Consider the following 25330-nt stretch of genomic DNA (forward strand, 5'->3'; position numbering starts at 1 on the left):
GAAACTTTTTACTTACATGCTTTCGTGCATTGTACGGTTAATAACGTCAATTTGTTGTTCACGAGTTAATTTAATGAAGTTAACCGCATAACCAGATACGCGAATTGTTAATTGTGGATATTTTTCAGGATGTTCCATTGCATCCATTAATGTTTCACGGTTAAATACGTTAATATTTAAGTGATGCCCTTCTTTTACTGCATATCCATCAAGCATAGATACTAAGTTGCGAACTTGTACATCATCTTCTTTACCAAGTGCTTTTGGAATAATTGAGAATGTATTAGAAATACCATCTCTTGCATCTTCATATGGTAATTTCGCAACAGATAATAATGATGCTAGCGCTCCTTTTGTATCACGACCGTGCATTGGGTTTGCCCCTGGTGCAAATGGTTCTCCAGTACGACGACCATCTGGAGTATTACCAGTTTTCTTACCGTATACAACGTTAGATGTAATTGTTAAGATTGACATTGTATGAACAGAATTACGGTATGTTTTATGTTTACGAAGCTTGTTCATAAATGTTTTCACAAGACTTACTGCAATTTCATCAACGCGATCATCATTGTTACCGTATTTAGGGAAGTCTCCTTCAATTTCAAAATCAACTGCGATACCATTTTCATCACGGATTGGTTTTACTTTCGCATATTTAATTGCACTTAAAGAGTCAGCTACTACAGATAATCCAGCAATACCTGTTGCCATTGTACGAAGAATCTCTGTATCATGAAGTGCCATTTCAATGCGTTCATAGCTATATTTATCATGCATATAATGGATAACATTTAATGTGTTTAAATATAAACCTGCTAGCCATTCCATTGTCATATCAAATTTACGCATTACTTCTTCGTAATCTAATACTTCAGAAGTGATAGGTGCAAATTCAGGTCCAATTTGTTCTTTTGATTTTTCATCTTTACCGCCATTAATTGCATATAATAGTGTCTTAGCTAAGTTTGCACGAGCTCCGAAGAACTGCATTTGCTTACCAATTCTCATCGCAGACACACAACAAGCAATACCGTAATCATCGCCATACTCTGGGCGCATAATGTCATCATTTTCATATTGAATTGCAGATGTTTTAATAGACATTTTCGCACAGTAGTTTTTAAAGTTCTGTGGTAATTGTTTAGACCAAAGAACTGTTAAGTTTGGTTCTGGAGCTGGTCCTAAGTTGTCTAATGTATGCAAGAAACGGAATGAGTTTTTCGTTACTAATGGACGACCATCAAGTGAAATACCACCGATAGATTCTGTTACCCAAGTTGGATCACCAGAGAATAATTCATTATAATCAGGTGTTCTTGCAAATTTCACAAGACGTAATTTCATAATGAAGTGATCCACAATTTCTTGTGCTTCTTCTTCTGTTAATGTACCGTTTTCTAAGTCTCTTTCAATAAAGATATCTAAGAAAGTAGATGTACGGCCAAGGCTCATTGCTGCACCATTTTGTTCTTTAATTGCTGCAAGATAAGCAAAATATAACCATTGGAACGCTTCTTGTGCATTTGTTGCTGGCTTAGAAATATCAAAGCCATGAGAAGCTGCCATTTGTTTTAATTCTTGAAGGGCACGAATTTGCTCAGATAATTCTTCGCGTAAACGCATTGTATCTTCGCTCATTACACCGCCAGTTAAATTCAAATCTTCTTTTTTCGCTTCAATTAAACGATCTACACCGTATAATGCTACGCGGCGATAGTCACCGATAATACGACCACGTCCGTATGCATCTGGAAGACCTGTAATAACGCCTGATTTACGAGCTGCTCTCATTTCTGGAGTATAAGCATCGAATACACCTTGGTTATGCGTTTTACGCCAGTCTCTGAAAATACGGCTTAATTCTTTGTCCATTTCATATCCGTAAGATTCACAAGCTTGCTCTGCCATACGAATACCACCGAATGGTTGTAATGAGCGCTTAAATGGCTTGTCAGTTTGGAAACCAACTACTTTTTCAATATCTTTATTTAAATATCCTGGGTCATGTGATGTAATAGAAGAAACAATTTTCGTATCCATGTCAAGGACTCCGCCATTGTCACGTTCTTGTGTTGTTAAATCCATTACTTGATCCCAAAGTTGTTTCGTCGCTTCTGTTGCTCCAGCTAAGAAGGCTTCATCACCTTCGTATACGTTTACATTATTTAAAATGAAGTTGCGGACATCAATCTCTGTTTTCCACTTTTCACCTTTAAAGTTTTCCCATGCATTTTTTACATTTTCTAATACTTCAGTCATCCTAATCTCCTCCATTTTTGATTAGTACAGGACTAAGATTTTTTATATAACAGCTTACGTATTTAGAATACTACTTTTTTGAAAAAGTGAACGTTAAAGTTGTGACATGTTTGTGAAATAGTGAACAAACTACTATGGACATAGTGAAAACACTAATTAAATCTTGATTTAATTAGCCTCTTTTAATCATTTCATTTTTTTTGGTATTCTTAATGAAGGAATCCTTTTCTGCAGTATAAGAGTCGTATTCACTTCAATCTGTAATACTCTCCCTCCCTATTCTGTTATAGTTTTTTTGAAACAGAATAAAAAAGTGTGCCTGTTTTGGCACACCTTTTTTGTATAGATGGCTATATACATTGCAAACCACGATGAAAATAATATTTCTTCCACGGTAGGGATAAACTTCTCATAAAGTGAAACTTCTATCCCCACCGAATGGAAAGCTCTCGCCAATCGGGCTTTTACAGGCCTTTTCCCTGCCTATCTTCTTCGTTTTCCCTGAAGAGGTCTACTGCCCACGAATAGCGAAAACTTCCAGCAGTAGGGGATTTATTGTCCGTTAATATGTGGTTTAAAAAAGGAGGAATTTTATATGCGAAAAACAAAAATCGTTTGCACAATTGGACCTGCAAGTGATCAATACGAAACATTACTTTCTTTACTAGAGTCTGGAATGAATGTGGCTCGGTTAAATTTTTCTCATGGAACACACGAAGAACATGAAGCACGTATCAATACGATACGAAAAGCCGCAGCGGCAGCTAAAAAAAACATTGCACTCTTACAGGATATTAAAGGGCCTAAAATTCGAATCGATGAATTTGAAGGCGGACAAGCAGAACTGCTTGAAGGTACGCCTGTTACCGTTTCAATGAAAAAGGTACTCGGAACATCTAAACAGTTTTCTGTCACATATGAAGGTCTATACGATGATGTAGAAGTAGGGTCTCATCTATTACTTGATGATGGATTATTAGAGCTAGAAGTAACAGAAAAGACAAATGGTGAGTTACAAACAAAAGTTATACATGGCGGGATCATTAAAGATCATAAAGGTGTGAATGTGCCAAATGTAAAAATCCGCCTGCCTGGTATTACGGAAAAAGATAAACAAGATATTCTTTTCGGAATAGAGCAACGTGTTGATTACATCGCAATCTCCTTTGTACGTAAAGCTGCTGATATTTTAGAAGTACGCGACATATTAGCAAAGCATAGTGCCTCACATATTCGCATCATCGCAAAAATTGAAAATCAAGAGGGAATTGATAATATAAAAGAAATTGTAGAAGTTGTGGATGGAATTATGGTTGCCCGGGGTGACATGGGCATTGAAATTCCAGCAGAATATGTACCAATTATTCAAAAAGAATTAATTCATACCTGTAATCTGCTCGGAAAACCAGTCATTACGGCAACGCAAATGCTGGATTCTATGCAAAGAAATCCAAGACCAACAAGAGCAGAAGCTTCAGACGTAGCAAATGCAATCTTTGATGGCACAGATGCGATTATGCTCTCAGGAGAAACAGCTGCCGGTGACTACCCAATAGAAGCCGTACAAATGATGAATAAAATCGCTCTGCAAGTAGAGGAGTCTTCTTTATTCCAAAATCAAAAGCAATTGCTTCATGATAACCATAAACAAATAACAGAAACAATCAGTGCTGCTGCTGTCCAAGCAGCTTATTCCTTACAAGCAAAAGCGATTTTAACACCAACCAAAAGTGGTTATACAGCGCAAATGATTTCAAAATATCGCCCGCACACTCCTATTATCGCAACAACATCTGAACAATCTGTTATGCAGCAACTCGCACTCGTATGGGGCGTACATCCATTTTTCACTGCATCAAAACAAACGACAGATGAAGTAATCGAACAAGCATTATGTAACGCTAAAGAACAACAACTTGTCTCTACGCAAGATATTGTCATTGTAACAGCGGGTGTCCCTGTTAACGAACGCGGAACGACAAATCTGATGAAAATTGAAGTTGTAAAATAAAGTAAAAAAGGCAGATGTACTACGCATCTGCCTTCCCTTACTCACAACCTTCTATATTACATGTCATACCATTTGAGACTGTTACTTTTTCTTTTTTTAGTTCCTGTTCAATGACAGCTTCTAACGTTGCTTTATTACGTACACCTTGTACCACACTCTCGCCAATAACAAATGTCGGCACAGCTTGTACGCCTTGTTCATAATAAGCGTGATGAACTGCTTTTTGATGCGCCTCTTTATACGTACCATTCTCTAGCGCTTGGCGAAACTCATCTTGATTTAATCCCACTTCTCCAGCTATTTCTACAAGCACATCCACTTCTCCAATATTACGCTCCTCTTGGAAGAATGCAGTAAACACACGATGTTGATATTCATTTCCTTTTCCATTTTCTTTTGCATATTGATATCCTTCAAATGCAGTATGTGTATATGGATGTGGTGACAAACGAGGTAATTTTATATCAACACCCATTTGCTCTGCCCACGGTGCAATTGTACTTTGAAACATGCCTAACTTGTCTGGTTCATTCCATGGATCAATACGTTCCGCTGGATATGGTCGTAATTCAAACGGCATCCATTCTACTTCTACATCTTTTCCTTGAATTGCTTCTTGTAATGGTTGCTCACCAATAAAACAAAATGGGCAAACATAATCGGAATATACTTTTATTTGTAATGTCATTATTTTTACTCCTTCACCTTCATGTTGTAACAATTATAGTTACAACATGGTATTTCTGTCAACAAAAAATCGTTTCCATTTATGGAAAGACATCTAACGATTTTTCAATGTCAATATTGCGGCTACCGCATAATACAAAGCTTTCTCATACTTTGCATATTCCGCAATCGACAAATTAACGAGCGAACCGCCGCTCGCAGAAAAATATTCAATTGCTTCTACTGGAATCGCATCTTCTTTTACTTCAATATAACTGCCATCTTTCCAGCGTCCCTTTTGAATATTGGCATGCAAATCTCCAGTAACTTCTCCAATTTGTTCATCATGCTCAGACCTCAAAAGCCATTCCAGCTTTTTTAAATTCCACGTCTGTTTCAGTTCACAAATCTTATCTCCCGCCAAGTCATGAAACGTATAAGAAAGGTGCATTCCCGCTCTTTGTCTTACAATTAACATCTCTTCTCCTAGTTCGTTATACAAAACAAAGCGCTTTTCATGCAATGATTTCAAGAAAAAAGATACAAAAATTTTCCAAACTTTTTGCATTTCTGTTTCATATTCTTCTCTTAAACCGCCCATTGTATTTCCATCCATTGAAAAGTATGTAATTGACGTGACTAAAGACGTTTCTCTTCTTATGACAAATCGCTGTTGCTCCAGCATCGGTAATGTCTCTTCAATACAAATTGTTGTTCCAATTTTCTTAGCTCTCCCTTTTTCTATAAAACTATAAATCATAAAAAAAAAGGCCGTTATAATCATACTTACAAAGGTCATAGTATTCTTGTTCCACTGAAAATACGGTGTCCGAATATAATCAAGTATAAACGCTATAATAGCAGCAAAAAATATAAAGCTAGAAAGAAGAAATAACCTTTTCCCATTCCGGGCATGATGTTCATGAATCCCCATATCAAACCCCACTTTTTTACATATTTTTATTATTATCTCATTTTTCAAGTATTTATCCAAATGAAAAAAGCTATCTCATAAGATAGCTTTCTAACCCTCTACATGCCGAATCATCGTATAAATATCATTACTTAATACACCAAACGATTTAATGTTATTTTGAATATTAGATAATAAAACCACATACTCACTTCCATTTTTGCTAAAACTATTTAAACAATTCCACCCCGGCATAACGCCATGATTTGAGTAACTACCTGGATCCACATACCAACCAAAACCATAATCTTTTTTAACTGCTGTAAACATTTGATGGTAACTTTCATTTGAAATGAGCTTTCCTGTAAATAAAGCTTGATCAAATAAATATAAATCATATGAGGTCATATATATATCACCACATCCAAACAATTGCGACATGCTTGGTAAAGCTGGTGTTGTCATCTTATTATCTACAATTTTATATCCGGTAGAAGGATATTTTTCTTGTTGAAAGTTGTCACCAAATCCTGAGTGATTCATACCAGCTACGTCAAATATATGCTTTTGAATATAATCCTGAAGAGATTCTCCACTCACTTTCTCTACAATATACGCAAGCACAGAGTAGTTAGAATCAGAGTATTTCCAATTCGATCCGGGAGGGAATGCTAATTTTTGATGTCCTATTCTTTTGATGAGTTCATCATGAGTAATGTTCTCTGCTCCCTCTGGGTACTCTGGAATACCTGATGTATGTGTAAGGAGATGTACTAATTTAATCTCCCTGCCTCTTGGGAAATCAGGAATATATTTCGCGACAGTATCTTCTGTGTTTAATTTATGTTGTTCTTTCAATTGCATGATGGAAGTTGCGACAAAAGCTTTTGTAATTGACCCAATATAGTAAGATGTCTCTGAATTATTAGCAACTTTTTTATCTTGATTGGCAAGTCCATATCCTTTATTCAAAAGAACCTTTCCATTCTTTATAACAACAGCTGTACCATTGAAGTTTTTACTCTTTAAGTACTCATCCAACTGCGCATTATTATTTATATCTTGCGTAGGTTGCTCAGCTGGCAATTCTTTTGGACTTAGATTCGGATTTGGATTTTTCTCTACATCTTCCTTCTTTACTTCTTTCACCGCTTGCAGCGTTTCCTTTTCTTTATTGTGAGAAGTAATTTTCGTATATCCCCAATATATAAGGGTAAACAACAGACTGAGAATAATCGTTCGCTTTATATATACAATCGGTCTGTGAGATTTCATAACAATAAAAACCTGCCTTTTTGCATAGTTGCCCATTTTACATCCTACTTTATCACGCAATGAGTAGTTTACCAACGTCATACATAAAAAAATAAAAAAGAGCATTGAAAATGCAAGATAGTCGTTACATTTGTAATGAAATAACACTTCCATCAATGGTATTTTCTTCATCCTCGATTTATAGAAAGCTCTTACCAATCGGGTATCTATCCCTCTATCTTCTGCGTTTTTCTCTGAATCTTGAGGCGGGGGTCTTACTGCCTGCAAATAACGGGATAAAAAAATCCCTCATTTTTATCAATGAGGGATTTCTTGTTTATTATTTATACATGTTTTTTCATATCATCAGCAACAGACTCAACGTTTGTACCAACGATAACTTGTACACTTGTATTACTTAATTTCATGACACCTTTTGCACCAGCACGTTTTAATGCTGATTCATTTACTAAGTTTGCATCTTTTACTTGTAAACGAAGGCGAGTTGCACAGTTGTCAATTACTGTTAAGTTTTCTTTTCCGCCTAACGCTGCTACATATGTTTCACCGATAGAACCAGCTTCCCCTGCCTCAACCGTTCCTTCTTCCACTAACTCATCATCATCTTCACGACCAGGTGTTTTTAAATCTAATTTCTTGATTAAGAAGTAGAAGACAAAGAAGTAAATTGCTGCATAAACTAAACCTACAACTGCTAATAGTACTGGTTTTGTTGCAATACCGAAGTTAATAACATAGTCAATTGCACCGGCACTAAATGAGAATCCATCATGAATGCCAAGCGTTGTTGTGATATATAAAGAAAGGCCTGTTAATAAAGCATGAATACCATATAATACTGGTGATAAGAACATGAATGAAAATTCAATTGGTTCTGTAATACCAGTCAAGAATGAAGTTAATGCAAGACCAATTAACATACCAGTAACTGCTTTACGCTTTTCTGGTTTTGCTGCTGCAATCATCGCAAAACATGCTGCTGGTAAACCAAACATCATGATTGGGAAGAAACCAGTCATGAACATACCTGCATTTGGATCTCCTGCAAAGAAACGAGCGATATCGCCATTTACAACATTTCCTGCTGAGTTTGTAAAATCACCAAGCACAAACCAGAAATATGTGTTCATTACATGGTGTAAACCAATTGGAATTAATAAACGGTTTAATAATCCAAAAATTCCTGCACCAACTGCTCCTAAGTTAACGATACCATGTGCTACTGCATCGATACCGCTTTGAATTGTTGGCCAAATTTCTCCAAACACTAACCCTAATAGTAGCATCACTACAGCTGTAATAATGGGAACAAAACGTTTACCAGCAAAGAATCCTAGCCATTCTGGTAATTTAATTTTATGGAATTTATTATATAGCAATCCTGCAACTACACCTGCAATAATACCGCCTAAAATGGCCATATTAATTTTCGGTGCTAACGTTGCCGCTTTTGCAACCTGGCCTAAAGTATCTGCCATTTTAGAAGGATCTACAGAACCAACTAAATGTTGCACACTGCTTAATTTATCGTTTAACTCTGCCGCTGAATACCCTTTACTTAAAGTATCCGTCGTATTTTTTAAAACCTCATAACCAATCGCACCCGCAAGAGCTGCGGCACCGCTACCATCAACAGACAAACCGACTGCAACACCAATCGCAAAAATAAGTGCTAAATTATCAAAGATTGCTGCACCGGCTTGCGCCATAACAGGAATATTAAATACGTCAGGCTGCCCTAAACGAAGCAAGAGCCCTGCTGCTGGCAATACTGCAATTGGAAGCATTAATGCTTTACCAATACGTTGTAAAAACTGCAACATCTGAATTCCTCCTATTCAAAATTATGAAAACGTTACCATTTATAAAAAAGTTTTAGAAAACGCTTTATATCACATGAACATAATAACATATAGTTGTATAGATGTGTAGTTATTATTTTTGAATTTTTTATGGATTTATTTCCCTTAATCCTAGATGTCAGTGGGATTCATCCTTATTCTAATCACTAAACAGCAATGGATTGAAATTACCGTTTTTACAAATAACGAAGCGCCCTCATGAATAGAAGTTTCATTTTATCATTCCTCATTTTCATGTTATTATTTATTTCTGTACTTGTCGGGAAAGTTAAATTTAGTAACTAATATAATAGGAGTGTTTATTATGCAGTGTATCGAGACTAACAACTTACAACAGTTATTAGATCAAGTTCAGCCCTATACAAAACAAGGGAAGCTTGCAACATATATTCCTGAATTAGGAAATGCAAATCCTGATGATTTAGGTATCGCGATTTACCATAGAGAAAACCATTACGTTCATGCGGGAAAATCCCAGATACTCTTTACGCTTCAAAGTATTTCAAAGGTAATTACACTTGCTCTTGCTCTTTTAGACCGCGGTGAAGAGTATGTATTTTCTAAAGTTGGCATGGAGCCAACAGGTGATCCTTTTAATTCTATTATTAAATTAGAAACAACAAGTCCCTCTAAACCATTAAATCCAATGATTAATGCCGGGGCATTAGCTATCACAAGTATGATTGCAGGTGAGTGCAATGAAGAAAAAATGGAACGCATCCTTCACTTTGTTCGTGATATTACAGATAATCCTTCCATTAACTATTCTTCTAAAGTTGCCATATCTGAATTAGAAACTGCTTATTTAAACCGCTCTCTTTGCTACTATATGAAGCAAAACAACATTATCGATGGTGATATTGAAGAATTAATGGATCTATATACACGCCAATGTGCAATTGAAGTAAACTGCATAGACTTAGCTCGTATCGGACTTATCTTTGCGATGGATGGTTATGATCCATATCGCAGCAAACAAATTATTCCAAAACACATTACAAAAATTTGCAAAACCTTTATGGTAACGTGTGGAATGTACAACGAATCTGGAGAATTTGCAATTCGCGTTGGAATTCCAGCAAAAAGCGGTGTAGCTGGTGGTATCTTTGGCTGTGTAAAAGGTGAAATGGGTATTGGTATTTTCGGTCCTTCGCTAGATGAAAATGGTAACAGTCTCGCTGGACTTAAAATATTAGAATTACTTTCTGAACAAGAAGGCTGGAGTATTTTTTAAAAAGCGTCTAAAATGGCGCTTTTTTCTGTATAATCTTGCATATTTTCTATATACCTCCGAATAGTATAGTACAACCCAGTGTTTTATCACATAAAACTTCCAATCAGAGAATACCTTTCTTTCTAAATCGTTCACTAATCAGTTCTTACTGCCCACGAATAGCGGGATAAAATGGAGGTGCTCATGAAACTCATCCTTCAAACAGAAGATCAGGCAGTTCTCGAGAAAACTATTCTTCTTTTTGTATTAAGCATCGTTGAAAGTTTAAAATTAAAAGTTGTTTCCCTTGATGAAGCCTATCGATACATATTTAATTTAGATGTACTGGAATTGTTAATGGATCGAAGCATTGATGATAAAGTACTGGAAGTCATTCACTTCGGCATAGAGTTAGAAGACATTCAAAACCTAATCCCAGAAGATTTAGAACAAAATATCGAAGAGTTAAAATGGCGCTGTATTCAAGTGCTAAGTGATTATGAAATGTATGAGGAAACAGAGCAATTAATTGAAGATATTCGGTAAAGTGAAACTTCCATTCGTGAGATGCTTTTCCTCACGAATGGTTTGTTGAACCAATCGGGCGCATGCCAGCAGCTATCCCCCAGCTACTCTTCCTTGTTTCTTGAGGTGGGGGGGCTTACTGCCCGTTAATGAGGGATAAAGTGAACACTTCCAGTAAAATAACACTCCTCCCATTAAAGCGGTAAAAAAAAGCACCTCTTTAGGTGCTTTTTAATGTTTTTTTAAACTATTTTTATATGTTTCAATATTTACTGGTAACTCTTCCTCTTCTAACGTATGTTCATTTACATCTTTGTGAATGTAAGCACCCTTTGGAGGTTGATGATCGTGTCCTTTTTTCTTATGATCAAAAGATTTACCGCGTCCCATACTAACACCCCTTCCATTGAATAAAGTCTATGTTAGTATAAATAAAAGGTCGTCGACATATGCAATGGTTTGTTGTATTTCCGAGGAAATTGCAGAAGTTTGTTTGATTCCTCGCTTAACGAACAGTAAGCCCAACTTTCTCTTATAAGAGTTGATCCACTGCAATTATAATAAGCAAAGCACCCGCAATTACAGTTGCCCATTTCCCTAAATACACCGCTAAATACTTTTTACCTACGTAAGAAAAGAACCTAACACTTAAGAAGCTGAAGAAACCAGAAATAATAGCCGTCATCCACAAATTCAAATTTGTTATACCTGCATCAAAACCACCTGCAATATTATTAATGGATAGTGCAATTCCAAGTACAATTGCTTCTGAAAAACCAATTGATTTCGATCCATCGAAATCAGCTGCTTCTGGATTACGTAAAATGCGCATTAACACATTACTTTGCTTCCTTCCCTGTTCTGTCTCCTTACTAAGCAACGGCTGACATAGTACCAATACTCCAATACTCCCAATTACAATGGCACCAATAACACTAGCTGTAGCATCTGAAATAAACAAGGAAATCCAATTACCGAAAAAACCTCCTACAAGTGTAAATAAAAAGCCAAAGAAAGCTATGATAAAGTTATTGAACCACGAAATATGAATCTTTCGAATTCCATAGGCAATTCCTACACCCGCATTATCTAAATTTGAAGCTATCGCAATAAATAGAATTGAAAATAAACTTGTTATATACATCAACGAACGCTCCTTTATTGCATTTTTTATTGTATCTTATGCAAATATTGAGCAACTGTGCCTGTCTGTTTCATATACTTCTAATAAAATCTCAACAGTTCTTCAACATTTCAGTAACAAAAAGGAGCGCCTAAAACTATGTCTACTCAAAATATAAATCATCAACTCGGTACGGTATTAAAAGAATTATTACAAGAGCGTGCTTTATCTATGCGGCAATTTGGAGCGCTAACCAACGTCGATCCCTCCACCATTTCACGAATTATTAATGGAAAGCAACAAGCGAAGCAAAAACATCTTCAAAAATTTGCCGAATGTCTGCAAATTCCTATACAGTACTTATATGATGCAATGTACGTAAAACATCCCCAACAAACAGCTGAATCCCAAACAGAAATGTATACATCAATTGATGCCATTCAAAATACATTACAATCCTCTAACTTATTTGACTACGAATACACAACAACTCGTGTAAAACAAGAGCTTGAAAATTACGAACGCTATGCGAAAACAATTGAAGGACAACGTCTCATTCACGAAGGATTTTCAACAAAGCTGCAACAACTTGATAGCACAGGCCCTTTCATCGATCAACTAAAAGATATGTATCATCAATTTTGCAAAGAATCTATTACGCCGCAAGAACGAGCAATTATCGGAAGCGCCTTGCTATATTTTGTTTTATCAACCGATATTATTCCAGATTACGTATTTCCGATTGGATACTTAGATGATGCAATTGCAGTGGAATTAACGAAGAAAAAGTTAGCTGAGATTAAAAATAAATCGGAGAAAGAAAAATAAAACCTATTATTCCACACTATAAAGAAAAGAGATGCATGTCCTTAGCTAACATGCATCCCTTTTCTTTACCTTAACCTAAATTTTTATCCTGCTATTGGTAAGCAGTAATACTCTTACCTTAAAATTACGCCAAAAACAAAAATTTAGGCGGAGGATACAGCGAAACTTTCATCGGTGTTTTTTCATCCCCCACTGATTAAAGTTTCACTTTATTATAAACTTTGCGCTTCTCTCGTATTTGTTTCTTCAACCTGTTTCATTTTGTTGTTCTTATTTTTAGAAAAACGGTAAAACAGTAAGCAAACAATCGTAAACGGAATACCGCAATACAATGCCATACGTTGGTCTGGAATAAAAGCCATGCTCACAATTACGGCCATATTTAATCCGAAACAAAGAAGTGGCACAATTGGATACAACGGCGTTTTAAATTTCAAATCCTTAATATCCCCTCCTTGTTTTATATATGCTTTTCTCCCTAGAAAATTTGATAAACCAATTGATGCCCAGACTAGTATTCCACCGAATCCTGCAATAGAAAGTAGCCATAAATAAACTGTATCCTCTGCATATATACCGGATAATAAAGAAAGACAACCAAAAATCAAACTTGTAATTAATGCATAAATAGGAACACCCTTTTTAGATAACTTCCCAAAAATCGGACTAATCATCCCTTGATTCGCCATAGACCAAAGCATACGAGAAGTTGCATATAAGCCTGAATTTGCTACTGATAACACCGCTGTAATAATAACAAAATTCATAATATCTGCGGCATACGGAATCCCAATTTTATCAAATACAACTACGAATGGACTTTCTACTAATCCCGCTTTTTCCCATGGGAATAACCCAGCGAGTATGAACATAGAAAGTATAAAGAAAATGAATATACGCCAAGCTGTATTTCTAATTGCTTTCGGAATGGTTTTCTCCGGGTTTTCACTCTCACCGGCCGTAATCCCAACAATTTCGGTCCCCTGAAAGGAGAAATTAACGGCAATCATTGTAATTAGAATCGCTTTCAGTCCATTCGGGAACAGTCCCCCGTGATCAGTAAAGTTTGAAAGCATCGGTGCTGCGTCAGTTCCTTTCATATGTAAAAATCCAAACATTGCCGCCCCGCCTAAAATAATAAATGCAATAATTGTAATTACTTTAATACCAGCAATCCAAAACTCAAACTCTGCAAAACTCCGTGAGGATAATACATTAATCGAAAAAAGAAGGACTGCAAACACGATGCACCATATCCAAGATGGTACATGTGGAAACCAGCGCTTCATTAAAATACTTACTGCAATCAACTCAATCCCTATCGTAGCAGCCCAGTTTAGCCATGACATCCAACCAACTACATAACCTACTGCAGGCGAAATATACTTTGTAGCATATACTTGATAAGATCCCGCATTCGGCATAGCAACGGCTAACTCTCCAAGACAAAGCATCGTTAAATACATAACAAAGCTCCCAACAAGATACGCAGCAATTGCCCCGCCTGGCCCAGCTTCATGAATAGTGTAACCAGATCCCAAGAAAAGGCCTGTACCAATAACCCCTCCAAGTGCGATCATAAATATGTGTCTACTTTTTAACTCCCGCTTTAACTCCTGATTTTGCTTTTCCATATGAACCCCCCTTTAATTTTATCCCGCTATTCGCGGACAGTAAGACCCCCGCTGATGGAAGCTTCACTTTATAAGCACCCCAAAATGTAAACGCTTTAAATTTAATATGAAAAATAAAAATGAATAAAGTGCATTTTTATTTCATTGTTACTATAGATTTGTAATAGAAGGGAGATTTTTCAAAAGAAAATCTCCCAATACAAGAAAAAACCAAAATACGATAGATAGTTCATACGAAAACTTTCTTAGGCTCCACTTGATAGTGATATAAATTAAGCAATTGTTTAAAAGAGCATTAGAAAACGGTACATAATCCAGAAGGCTTTAGATTAATCACTTCCTGTAATCAACAGATCATCCCTGACTGTTATTAATAATGTTTGATTTGTGATAGCTTGTCCTTCTTCTACTTCTAGCCCTTCCACATAGCCACTGATTCCCACTTTAATTTCTACTTTCTGCTTATCCATAGTTTCAATTAAAGCTAATTTCTCCCACTCATACACATAGGAACTTTCATTAATAAATAATTTTTCAACCTTACCATAACAAGGACTGTACACGTTTTCTATGACTATCTTCATCTTTTAAACCCCTCTTTCTTATTAAATAAACCTGTAAATCTTCCAATTCACCTCCCCAAAAAAATCAGAACATTCAACTATTAATATGCAAGATATGTACCAATCTAATTTCTTACGTGGAATTAAGAGTTAGTACTGAAAAAATTTTAATACGCGCAAAATTTTTCTTCTTCTTTAAAGATTTTCAACCAAAAAACGCAAATTTTTTTTGCATACTTGCAATAATTTTATTAAAATTAAGAAAAGTCAGTCTTCATAGGGTATAACAAGGAGAAGATGAACGATGCACACAAAAGAAATCAATCTCAAAAAATTAGTCGAAATGAATATGCTATATGAAACCTTACTCAATGAAATTGATATTGGGATTCACATGATTAACGAAGAGGGTAAAACGATCATCTACAACCGCAAAATGATGGAAATTGAATCAATGAATCATAAGGAGGTACTATATAAAAACCTTTTAGAGGTATTTGCATTTGAAGAAAATCAAAACAGTACACTTATAGAAGCATTACAACTGGGAAAAGCGAGAAAAAATATAAAGCAAACTTATTTTAATAATAAAGGGCAAGAGATCACAACAATTAATGATACCTTTCCCATAGTAGAAAATGGAAAAATAAAAGGCGCTATTGAAATAGTAAAAGAGATTCCCCAGATAAGACAAACGAGTAAAGCGAATGCCCTTCGAGGGCATAATACTAAATTTACCTTTAATCATATAATAGGTAATTCTAAAGCCATTCAATCGGTTATTGCAGAAGCAAAAAGAGTAACACGCACCTCTTCCTCTATACTTATCATGGGAGAAACAGGAACCGGAAAAGAATTATTTGCACAAAGTATTCATAATGAAAGTCACCGTGCAAGTAAGCCTTTTATCTCACAAAATTGTGCTGCTATACCTGAAACCCTAATGGAAAGCTTATTATTCGGCACAAACAAAGGAGCTTTCACAGGTGCAATAGATAAACCAGGTTTATTTGAAGAAGCACACGGGGGAACTTTATTATTAGATGAAATTAACTCGTTAAGTCCAGCGCTTCAAGCTAAATTATTACGTGCGATACAAGATAAAACAATACGAAGAATCGGAGGAACACAAGAAAAAGAAGTAGACGTTCGAATCATAGCAACTATTAATGAAGATCCAATTGAGGCCATCGCGCACAATCGCTTACGAAAAGACCTATACTATAGATTAAGTGTCGTTACTTTATTTCTTCCACCTTTAAGAAAGCGAAAAGAAGACATCTTACCACTTCTTCGTAGTTTTATTGAAAAATATAATATGCAATTTGGCTTAAAAGTAAAAGGTATAGATGACAACGTCAGAGACTTTTTCTATAAACACGATTGGCCTGGAAATATAAGAGAATTAGAACATATAATTGAAGGGTCTATGAATTTAATAGAAGATGAAGAAATGATTACAACATCTCATATTCCAACACGTTTTTACGAGCTAGTAAAAAATGAATTAAATATTCACCCTCCTCTAGCTAGGTGGGAAACTGATAACTCAGATCACACATCTAGAACTTTAAAGAACACAATAAAAGAAATGGAAAAAGAATATATTATTCAAATCCTTAATGAACATAATGGTAATATCTCACAGGCCGCAAAATATTTAGGATTAAGCAGGCAAAACCTGCAATACCGATTAAAAAAGTACGGGCTGAATACGTAAAGATTATCGCTCTGTCATGAATCCATAGGAGTTTATATATATCACATGGATCTCTTTGAAATTTCTATAAGTACAGCAAAAAAGGGTGTTCTTATAGAACGCCCTTTTTTGTATGACACCACTTATAAATAAATGACAACATCACTTTTGTAAACTCAACAAGCTGTCCTATCTCAACTTTTTCATTCACTGAGTGCGCTTCTTCCAACGTGCCTGGTCCGTAAATCACTGCTGGAATGTTAAATTCACTAAACCATCCCCCATCCGTTACTGTAGCAGACATATCGAGAATGGCACTGCGTTGTAATGTCGATTCATGTACAGCTGCAAGTTGTCGCACCGCAGGATGATCTTGATCAACTTCTAACGAAGGGAATATTTCACCACGATCAACAATCATAGATTCCCCACCCCATTTAAATTGTGGGGGATTTTCACGCAACCATGGATCAGCTGCCGCAAGTCTGCCAATGTAATCCTCAATTTCCTCAATCACCTGTTGATGTGTTTCATTTGGGTAGAAGTGTACCGTAATCCATAATCGGCATTCATCCGCAATAAATGCCGCATGGCGTCCTCCTTCAATGACCGCTGGATTAATTGTCGTTGTCCCTACTGGATAACCATCATATGTTTTCATAACAGCCCAGTGTCTTTCTAGCTCTTGCAATCCTTGCACAATTTTCATCATCTTTTCAATCGCACTCGCTCCAAACAAACGACCACCGGCATGAATCATTTGTCTGCGCGTTGCATCATGAAACGTTTGCGGACTTTTCACAGTAATCCATCCTGTAATAACCCCGCCTTGACCTTGCATATGTAAATCACTTGTATCCACAACAACTGCAAAATCAGCATTATATCCACACTTACAACATTGAAGTGTTCCCGCTTCTCCTACTTCTTCTCCAATTACCGATTGAAAAATCAAGTCCCCAGGCAATTCAATACCAGTTTCTTGTAAAAGCTGAATGGCAAATAGAGCTCCAGCTAGTCCACCCTTCATATCAGCAGCGCCGCGGCCAACAAGCCACCCATCTTTTATAAAAGGTTCAAACGGTCCCGTTTCCCATGGTTCATCTGCTGAGACTTCTGCTACATCCATATGCCCATTAATAATTAAGCTTTTGTGTGAGTCTCCCGCTGTACCCTGTTTCACTCCAACAATATTTGGATCATTCGGATACACGTCCCATTTATCAATCTTAAAATCACGCTTCGTTAAAAAATCAGCGACAAACTGCTGCGCTTCATTTGTATTTCTTGCTGGTGGTGCAGGAGTTTCAAAACGAATTAATGTTTTTGCCAGTTCTACTAATTCATCTTTTCTTACATCAATTTGTTCTAGTAGCTTTGAAATCGTTTCATTCATTGCAAATTCCCCTTTGCATGTATAGTAAATTTTTATTTTTACATAAACACTTTAGTGTCTACAAACTTTCAACGATTTATATTTTTATTTTAAACCCTTATTTACAACCGAAACAATAAAATCCCAGTAAGTGACTCCATTTACTTACTGGGATTTTTATGTTCCTTATTATCCAATTAAAAATCAACCTTCTCTAAATACAGCCCACTTGCATCAGCAAGACAATTGATTTGATTTCGTTGTTTCGCCTCTAAAATTTGTGGTATTGCTTCCGCGTCTAACTGGCCTAATCCAACTTCTATTAACGCTCCAACAATTTTTCTCACCATATTGTGAAGAAATCCATTGCCACTCACTCTAATTTGAATAAAGCCATCCTTTTCTGTCACATCTAACGAGTAGATTTCACGAACCATAGACTTTTTCTTAGATTTAGCATTTGAAAAAGCAGTAAAATCATGTGAGCCGATTAAATATTGAGCTGCTTTCTTCATATGTTCAATATTTAATTTTTTTCCAACGTGCATACTGTATTTTCGCATGAATGGATTTGTATGTTCTTCATTCCAAATCTTATATAAATACGTTTTCGCCTTCGAGTTGTAGCGAGCATGGAAACGCTCTGGAACTAATTCTACATCAATAATACTAATATCATTTGGTAAGTATTGATTTAAGTACTTTTTCACTTTAGGTTCCGTTACATTCTCATCAATCGTAAAATTGGCTACTTGATTAAGAGCGTGTACACCAGCGTCTGTTCTGCTGCATCCAATGATTTCAATTTCTTTTCCTAGCATTTCAGATAATACATTTTCTATTTTTCCTTGAATGGTATTATCGTTATTACCAAGACGCTGCCAACCCTTATAGCGGCCGCCGTCATATTGAATTGTTAATTTGTAGTTGTTCATTATTTTCTGCTATTAAAAACATAGACATTTGCCTATTTTTTATTAACAGACTCACCGCCTTTCTTATACCTAGAAAATACAATCACTGTACCTATCCGTATCATATATAATTCTTCTCACCTGCATATTTAAAAATACCACGTTATAGGAAACAGCGATAGATAAGGAATACAAAATTCCTTAGTGCAGTTTCCATAACAGACGCTTCCTTTACTTCAACAAGCTACGTATACCCTTCACATAAAGTGAAACTTCCATCAGTGGGGGGTCTTCCCCACTGATGGTTAGTTGAACCAATCGGGCTTTTACGGGCAGTTGTCCCCCACCTACCTTCTTTGATTCTCTGTGAATCTTAAGGTGGGGGCTTACTGCCCGTTAATGCGGGATAAGTAAGCATCGGCTTGTTGTTTTTATGGGCAATCCGGAGTGCTTGTAATACGCACTCCTCCAATAAGTCCTTGATCCTGCCATTCAGCTTTTGTGACAAACTACCGAAATTTTGTTTATAAAACATGAATACATTACAATCGGAATCCACGTCTTCATCTGCTTCACAGGTTTCGACATCATCTTGAGGGCAGTTTGAACCTCCTCAACTGGCATGCCGAAATGCTCCAATAATAGCGGAATGCTCAGCTCTTCCTCTAAACATTTTTGAAGAAACATATGTACAAACTTTTTGCTTTTCACAGTCTTTAGCTCGCGTAACACACATTTCTCGACGTTCGTGTTCGTAACTGGGTTATAGCGCACCCAGTTCTGGATGTATAGCTCCTTTGTTTCTGCATCATATAATATTTTTCCATAATCGATAAACCGTTGCAGCAGCTTCTCGACAGTCTCTCTGTTGTAACCTGTTTCCATCTCCGCTAAACGCTTCGGTAACGAATAAATGCCGCATTGCGTAGTTTTAGAGCATGTTAACAAATATATGTAAAAGTATCGTTCCTCCGGTGTTAAGTCCAAGACAAAATCATCTTGCCAAAAATTTACCCGTACATTCCGGTATACTGCCATATGTATTCCCCCCCATCTTTAGCCGCAAATATGAAATTACCGTTTCCTTAATAGATATAAAGATGAGCGAGAAAATTTGGTAGTTTTATTTTATAAAAAATTACTACTACGGTTTTATTTCCTTCGAAGCGATTCTTGTAGTAGTAGTTTTTTTGTTTTGTTTTTGTAATGATTTATTACTTGCAAGGGGCTTTTGATGGGCTTACAAGGGGATTGTAAGGGGCTATTCATTGTGAATCGAAAGAATTTGGCTATCATGTAAGGAGCATTTGGGGTTATACAATTTTACATGCCATTCTCTATATGTTACGGAATAAGCCTGCTATATGTAGGACTGTTGTGTACATTTTATCACCTTTCTTCCCTTCTTTGTCCTATCGCTAGGTTACCTTTAACGAGGCTGCAAAGTTCACTTTAGGTTATGGTCTGCCGATTCATGTAATTTATCATGTTATTTGGCTTTCACATTATCACCGTATTTCAAATTGAAACACCTCTTGTCTTACCAAAGAGGTGCTCTTTCTTTCCTCATCTTGCTTACTCTTAAGATATATTACAGCATCTTCAATAAGGTTATTTCTCATACTCTATAAAAATATCCTAGTCCTCAGAAGGAAACTGGGCCTGATCGCTCAGCTTATTTGTAGTCATTCGAAAATACATAAGTTAAAATCGGCGTATATATTCAATCAAACGAATGTAACACATTTATCTCTTCCCTATCGTTTCTCCCCTTATGGAATACAGCAATTTAATCAATCTTGTTATTTCTTTTTTATTCTTAGTTAATTGAAACGATTCAATTTGTTCAAGCTCTTCTTCACTTATTTTTGATATTAATGATAAATCCTGATAACTAAGTTTAAATTTTGTTCGTAAATGTTTTACCTTATTGACTCTATTTCTATAATCTATATCTAATACTAAGTTATTAACAAAAGGTTCAGGAGTTACTAATATTTCATTGTAGACCTTGGTAAATACTCTTGCTGTATTATATGCATCATCAACCGAACAATGGGGCGCTCCTTCAAATATTAAACCTAGCGATTCTATGGCCTTAATCAAACCTACTTGATTCCTGCTTTGTTCATCAACCATTTTTGAAAAAGCAGATTGCAGATTAAAATAATGTTTAAATGACTTTACGTCCAAGTGATGAAGCAATAGATTTTTGAGTAAAACGTTACGATCGTCTTCTCCCCATGAGCAAAAGATATAGGATTCATTTCCAATCCACTTATCAAAACGGTTAATAACTAAAGAAAATTTTGGTGCTAACCATGTATCAGGTTCTTGGAGATTTGTTAATTCTTTTATCTTTTTTGAAATGGGATTAAAAGGTCTAACATATGAATGAAATTTCCTCCCTATCATAACCATCCCATCAACTTCGCTTACTTCAACTGCACCAATTTCAGTAATGTCTTGGTTTATCAATTTACCATTACGATGAACAGGGTTCCATTCTAAATCGACTATGATAAACTTCATCTCTTCATCCCCTCATCAATTTGTATATTAAAATTTCCGAACTATCTTTTTGTCTGAACCAGCATCTCTCTGCTACCATACTAAACACTATTAAAATTTGAAAAAAGCTCTTTTAGATTTCTAATTGATTAATACTCATCAAACTTGTATGGATAATATATTCTAATTATATAATGTAACCACCTAGAAAAAGGATTAAAGAAGATAAATTATGTACAATTTTATAATCCCTTTGGTCGATCTACAGGTTATTAACGCGTTCATTCTATTGACAAAAATCCACATTTGGTCAATTCATCACTGTAAAATCTGGTAAAAAAATAATGAAAATTTAAGAATAATAAGGTAAACTAATCAATGGTTTTGAATGCAAAAACACTAATTTAACATCGGTGACGGTGATACCGGGGTTATATTAGGTATGCGGAGGAATGATTTATGAACAACAACACGCTAAGTGAATCAGTTGAAGAAGTTGATAAAAAACGGGTAAACTCAATTAAACGTTCTAAAAATTGGAAGTTTATCGCAACGGGTGTCATCGTTATGATTGCACTCCTAATTGTGGGAATTAGTTATTATCAGACAACCCGATTCAATTCACAGGTTACGATTAATGAAACAAAAGTTGGCGGTCTGAATGCTGATCAGGCAATAAAGAAATTAAAAACATCTGTATTAGAAAACAAAGTCTATGTCGGTCAACAACAAATTTTAGATGAAAAAGATACACAAATAGGATTTACAGATGAAGATTTGCCTAAAGTTAAGAAACTATTAAAAAGCCAGTGGACATTTTTCCCTTCCTCAAAGGAAAAAAATTATTGGCTGATACCGGAAAAGGCGGATCAATATCGAAGCGAAACGATGAAAAAACTTGTAGAAGAAAAGCTCATATCTATGAATAAAGATTTAAAAGCGCCTCAAGATGCTATGGCGAAGCTTGAACAGGGCAAAGTTGTTATCTCAAAAAGCATTGACGGAAAACAGTATGATGTGGCTAATCTATTAAAAGATTACGACAAGCAGAAGTATAAAAGTGAAATCCATTTGAATCCTGTATACATACAGCCTATTAAAGAAAATGATCCGATCGTAAAAAAAGAAGAGAAAGCGCTACAGGATCTTCTTCAACAAACCATTGATTATAAGGTACAAAATGAAGTTTACTCTTTAACAGCTAAAGATCTAATTAAAAATGCCTCTATGTCAAAGGATATGAAGGTTACAATCGACGCGAGTGACATTAAGAACAAGATTACTGAAATTAATAAATCTCAATCGACATTAAATAAAAACTTCACATTTACAACCCATTCTGGTTCTGTCATATCAGTAAAAGGAGAAGGCTACGGCTGGGCAATAGATGTTGAAAAAGAAGCAAAACAAATCCAAGAAGCCTTCGAAAAAGGGGAAAAATCGCTTTCTGCTTCTAATATTTACGGAAATGGCTGGGAGAATAAAGGCATCGGTTATGAAACAACAGCGAATAATGGCATTGGAGACACGTATGCTGAAGTGTCAATTGCAGAACAGCAAATTTGGATTTACAAAGATGGAAAATTGGCAGTTACAACGAGTGTAGTGACTGGTAAACATAGCACGAGTGAAGATACATCACCGGGCGTGTGGTATATCCTCTATAAACGATCACCGTACACACTCAGAGGCAGCGCAGTAGGTAAACCGGATTATTCCGTTAAGGTAGATTACTGGGCTCCATTCACAAACAGCGGACAAGGGTTCCACGATGCCGGCTGGCGGACAAACTGGGCAAATAATGCCTATTTAACGGCAGGTTCGGGCGGATGTGTCAACCTCCCTCCTAGTGTTGCGAAAACTGTGTATGATAATCTCAGCACTTATGAACCGGTTGTCGTGTACTAACGAATAGTAGTATCTCAAGTATTTTCTTTATAAAAAAAGAAGCAGGAAATCCTAAGTGATTTTCTGCTTCTTTTTTATTATTTATGCTCCGTACTTCTCGTGTGCAAGTGAGAAACATTTATATACTTATTACAACAAAAAAACTATGGACGAGTGAGCTTTCTATCGCTTCTACGCCGCGGCTGACTCATCCTTACGATCTTTTTTGCTAATCGTCAAGTAGCCAACAAGAACAACAATAATAATCGTTAAGACAAGACTGACCGGACCTTCGCCCAGCCCAAGACCACCGTGAGACGTCGAGATCCAGTCCGAAAACGAGGCACCTACTGGACGAGTCATGATGTAGGCGAACCAGAAGGCAAATATCTCATTTAGACCAAACAACCAATACCCTAGAGCTGGAATGGCAAGCAAGACAGCAAACAGCGCCCCAGAAGAAAAGTAACCTAAGTGCATCGTTGACGCGGTCATGTCACCTGCAGAAGTACCGAAGGCGAACGTACCCAGTACGGTGCACCAGTAAAAAATCTCGCGGCGAGTCGTGTAAATACTGTGTATAGATAGAGTCTTCTCGAACGCGTTCCAAATGAAGAATATAACTGCCAGTGTCGCTGCAAAAAACACAGTTGATACAAGGTATGGGACTCCCAACACAACATGCACAGCATCAGCAGCCATCGTACCAAAAATACTGACCATCACAATAACGAGCCAGTAGATCCATGGCACATATCTTCGTACCAAGAATTGAAGTATCAATGAGGCCGCTAAACCAAATCCCCCAAGAGCAACTGCAATGATCGGATTCATATGATTGACTAGGTAATCAGAAAACACCTCTCCCATTCCAGTAGTCAGCACCTTGGTAATCCAAAAATAGACTGTAACTTCCGGAACTTTCGACAAGATCGGCTTTGCGCGATGCATAACGGCCGATAAGGACTTATTCATATGCTCGTTTTTCCCTCCAATGATTCTTTCCTTCACAAAAAAACAATCTGGATGCAAAAGAAATTATTTTTAAAGTCTATTATTTTTTCTGAGTTGGACTTTTTGTATAATCCGGTCTATTAGCCGTTCAACAAACGGCTTTACGGAAATAATCATTTGTACAGCCACCACTGTATCAGAACATAAAAATATGTTACACGGAAACACCCTTTACTGCATGAAAGGAGAATGAAAATTATATTAGAAATTCATTAAATAACGTTCATTTACTCAAAAAGAATATCGTTTACTGTTACTTGTGACACGATTCACCGTGAGTAATCTAAGTGAGGTTCATTAAATTAAGGCTTTTATCGGAGTAAACGTCTGTTCTTCTATTTTGGTATACCACTATTTATGAATTGCAGTTAGTTATTTATTCCTCAACATCTCAGCAAGTTCATATAGTGGGCTGTGCTGCTGAATGCGATAGTGACGTCCTTCCTTTTGCAAATACCCTTTGTCACAAAATTGTGCAAGCACATGTAATAAATGTCGATAGGAGACGCCTAAAAAATCACAAACAGTTACGTGTTTCTCCTTATAGACCTCTTCATCCGAAGTTTGCAAAATAAAATCCGCAAGCCGGTTTTCAAGTGGGAAGGCGAGACTATACGAATACTTTGCAGCCATTTGTGTTGCTTTTACACTTAAAAATTTGGTTAGTTCACGTAGAAATTTTGCATCTTCTAACATTTGTGTGCGACAGCGATGAAAAGGAAGCGCAAAGCAAATGGTCTTAGTGGAGGTTTGGATCCCTTTTGTATAGTACACCTCATTTAATAATTCCATTTCCCCAATATAATCATTCGCATTGATAAAATTAATTAAGGAAACTTTCCCATTTTGATGCGTTACATAAATTTTTGCTTTTCCTTCAATGACATAAAATAAAAAATCCGGTCGCATGCCTTCTTGAATAATCCATTCATCGCGTTTATATTCATGCACTTCTATAAACTCTTCAATCGGAAAAGAAAATAAATGCGCAATGGAGTACTCATTCAAATATCTTTTCCTTTTCTCATTTTTATAAATTTCCATAATCCACCTCA

General features: G+C 36.2%; 19 protein-coding genes and 2 pseudogenes. 6 read left to right on the top strand and 15 right to left on the bottom strand.

Annotated elements, in window-relative coordinates; genetic code table 11:
• Window positions 1-12: 12 nt before the first annotated feature.
• Entirely contained in the window at window positions 13-2262 is a 2250-nt protein-coding gene (gene pflB / locus AB1279_RS21675) for a formate C-acetyltransferase (RefSeq protein WP_429760888.1), read from the bottom strand.
• A gap of 595 nt (window positions 2263-2857) precedes the next feature.
• Between pflB and pyk the strand changes: the two are divergent.
• Window positions 2858-4267, top strand: a pseudogene (pyk, locus tag AB1279_RS21680) (pyruvate kinase); the annotation flags it as partial.
• A 43-nt stretch (window positions 4268-4310) separates the two neighbouring features.
• Here the strand turns inward: pyk and AB1279_RS21685 are convergent.
• From AB1279_RS21685 to nagE, 4 genes are all read right to left on the bottom strand, one after another.
• Window positions 4311-4961: a DsbA family oxidoreductase gene (locus tag AB1279_RS21685; protein WP_429760889.1), complete on the bottom strand. Its 651-nt coding sequence runs from the start codon at window positions 4959-4961 to the stop codon at window positions 4311-4313.
• Window positions 4962-5054: 93 nt separating this feature from the next.
• Entirely contained in the window at window positions 5055-5873 is an 819-nt protein-coding gene (locus AB1279_RS21690) for a sugar ABC transporter ATP-binding protein (RefSeq protein WP_429760890.1), read from the bottom strand.
• 90 nt (window positions 5874-5963) lie between these two features.
• A complete protein-coding gene (locus AB1279_RS21695; protein WP_429761533.1) occupies window positions 5964-7163 on the bottom strand; it encodes a serine hydrolase domain-containing protein in 1200 nt (399 codons plus the stop codon).
• A 287-nt stretch (window positions 7164-7450) separates the two neighbouring features.
• The gene (gene nagE / locus AB1279_RS21700; protein ID WP_429760891.1) at window positions 7451-8950 is read right to left on the bottom strand and encodes an N-acetylglucosamine-specific PTS transporter subunit IIBC; all 1500 of its coding nucleotides are present in this window, start codon (window positions 8948-8950) and stop codon (window positions 7451-7453) included.
• 343 nt (window positions 8951-9293) lie between these two features.
• Between nagE and glsA the strand changes: the two genes are divergently transcribed.
• Together glsA and AB1279_RS21710 are read left to right on the top strand one after the other, a co-directional pair.
• On the top strand, window positions 9294-10223 hold the full coding sequence (gene glsA, locus AB1279_RS21705) for a glutaminase A (RefSeq protein ID WP_429760892.1): 930 nt from the start codon (window positions 9294-9296) through the stop codon (window positions 10221-10223).
• Window positions 10224-10406: 183 nt separating this feature from the next.
• The gene (locus AB1279_RS21710) at window positions 10407-10748 is read left to right on the top strand and encodes a DUF3969 family protein (protein WP_429760893.1); all 342 of its coding nucleotides are present in this window, start codon (window positions 10407-10409) and stop codon (window positions 10746-10748) included.
• Between the two features lie 210 nt (window positions 10749-10958).
• Here the strand turns inward: AB1279_RS21710 and AB1279_RS21715 are convergent, their stop codons facing one another.
• Both AB1279_RS21715 and ytaF read right to left on the bottom strand, forming a co-directional pair.
• Entirely contained in the window at window positions 10959-11117 is a 159-nt protein-coding gene (locus AB1279_RS21715; protein WP_020061179.1) for a hypothetical protein, read from the bottom strand.
• A 142-nt stretch (window positions 11118-11259) separates the two neighbouring features.
• Window positions 11260-11871: a sporulation membrane protein YtaF gene (gene ytaF / locus AB1279_RS21720; RefSeq protein ID WP_429760894.1), complete on the bottom strand. Its 612-nt coding sequence runs from the start codon at window positions 11869-11871 to the stop codon at window positions 11260-11262.
• Window positions 11872-12009: 138 nt separating this feature from the next.
• On the opposite strand from ytaF, the gene AB1279_RS21725 reads away from it, so the two are divergent.
• Window positions 12010-12678 (top strand): helix-turn-helix domain-containing protein, encoded by a 669-nt coding sequence (locus tag AB1279_RS21725; protein ID WP_429760895.1) that lies wholly within the window; start codon window positions 12010-12012, stop codon window positions 12676-12678.
• A gap of 212 nt (window positions 12679-12890) precedes the next feature.
• Here the strand turns inward: AB1279_RS21725 and AB1279_RS21730 are convergent, their stop codons facing one another.
• Both AB1279_RS21730 and AB1279_RS21735 read right to left on the bottom strand, forming a co-directional pair.
• Window positions 12891-14312 (bottom strand): amino acid permease, encoded by a 1422-nt coding sequence (locus AB1279_RS21730; RefSeq protein ID WP_429760898.1) that lies wholly within the window; start codon window positions 14310-14312, stop codon window positions 12891-12893.
• Window positions 14313-14641: 329 nt separating this feature from the next.
• A complete protein-coding gene (locus AB1279_RS21735; RefSeq protein WP_429760900.1) occupies window positions 14642-14896 on the bottom strand; it encodes a biotin/lipoyl-containing protein in 255 nt (84 codons plus the stop codon).
• A 283-nt stretch (window positions 14897-15179) separates the two neighbouring features.
• Between AB1279_RS21735 and AB1279_RS21740 the strand changes: the two genes are divergently transcribed.
• On the top strand, window positions 15180-16595 hold the full coding sequence (locus AB1279_RS21740) for a sigma-54 interaction domain-containing protein (RefSeq protein ID WP_429760901.1): 1416 nt from the start codon (window positions 15180-15182) through the stop codon (window positions 16593-16595).
• A gap of 91 nt (window positions 16596-16686) precedes the next feature.
• Here AB1279_RS21740 and AB1279_RS21745 read toward each other — a convergent pair whose 3' ends face one another.
• From AB1279_RS21745 to AB1279_RS21760, 4 genes and pseudogenes are all read right to left on the bottom strand, one after another.
• A complete protein-coding gene (locus AB1279_RS21745; protein WP_429760903.1) occupies window positions 16687-17970 on the bottom strand; it encodes an acetylornithine deacetylase in 1284 nt (427 codons plus the stop codon).
• Between the two features lie 176 nt (window positions 17971-18146).
• Window positions 18147-18884 carry a tRNA pseudouridine(38-40) synthase TruA gene (gene truA / locus AB1279_RS21750; protein ID WP_429760904.1) on the bottom strand — a complete coding sequence of 246 codons (738 nt, stop codon included), beginning with the start codon at window positions 18882-18884 and terminating at the stop codon, window positions 18147-18149.
• Between the two features lie 385 nt (window positions 18885-19269).
• Window positions 19270-19901: pseudogene (locus AB1279_RS21755) on the bottom strand (DnaD domain-containing protein); the annotation flags it as partial.
• Window positions 19902-20609: 708 nt separating this feature from the next.
• Window positions 20610-21395 carry an exonuclease domain-containing protein gene (locus tag AB1279_RS21760; RefSeq protein WP_429760906.1) on the bottom strand — a complete coding sequence of 262 codons (786 nt, stop codon included), beginning with the start codon at window positions 21393-21395 and terminating at the stop codon, window positions 20610-20612.
• A 438-nt stretch (window positions 21396-21833) separates the two neighbouring features.
• Here AB1279_RS21760 and AB1279_RS21765 point away from each other — a divergent pair, with 438 nt between their 5' ends.
• Window positions 21834-23282 carry a L,D-transpeptidase family protein gene (locus tag AB1279_RS21765; RefSeq protein ID WP_429760908.1) on the top strand — a complete coding sequence of 483 codons (1449 nt, stop codon included), beginning with the start codon at window positions 21834-21836 and terminating at the stop codon, window positions 23280-23282.
• A gap of 171 nt (window positions 23283-23453) precedes the next feature.
• Here the strand turns inward: AB1279_RS21765 and AB1279_RS21770 are convergent, their stop codons facing one another.
• Window positions 23454-24236 (bottom strand): COG4705 family protein, encoded by a 783-nt coding sequence (locus AB1279_RS21770; RefSeq protein WP_429760910.1) that lies wholly within the window; start codon window positions 24234-24236, stop codon window positions 23454-23456.
• A 411-nt stretch (window positions 24237-24647) separates the two neighbouring features.
• Window positions 24648-25319 (bottom strand): transcriptional regulator YeiL, encoded by a 672-nt coding sequence (gene yeiL, locus AB1279_RS21775; RefSeq protein ID WP_429760912.1) that lies wholly within the window; start codon window positions 25317-25319, stop codon window positions 24648-24650.
• Between the last annotated feature and the right edge of the window lie 11 nt (window positions 25320-25330).

Source organism: Bacillus sp. S14(2024) (genome assembly GCF_050473785.1).
Classification (GTDB): Bacteria; Bacillota; Bacilli; order Bacillales; family Bacillaceae_G; genus Bacillus_A; species Bacillus_A yunxiaonensis.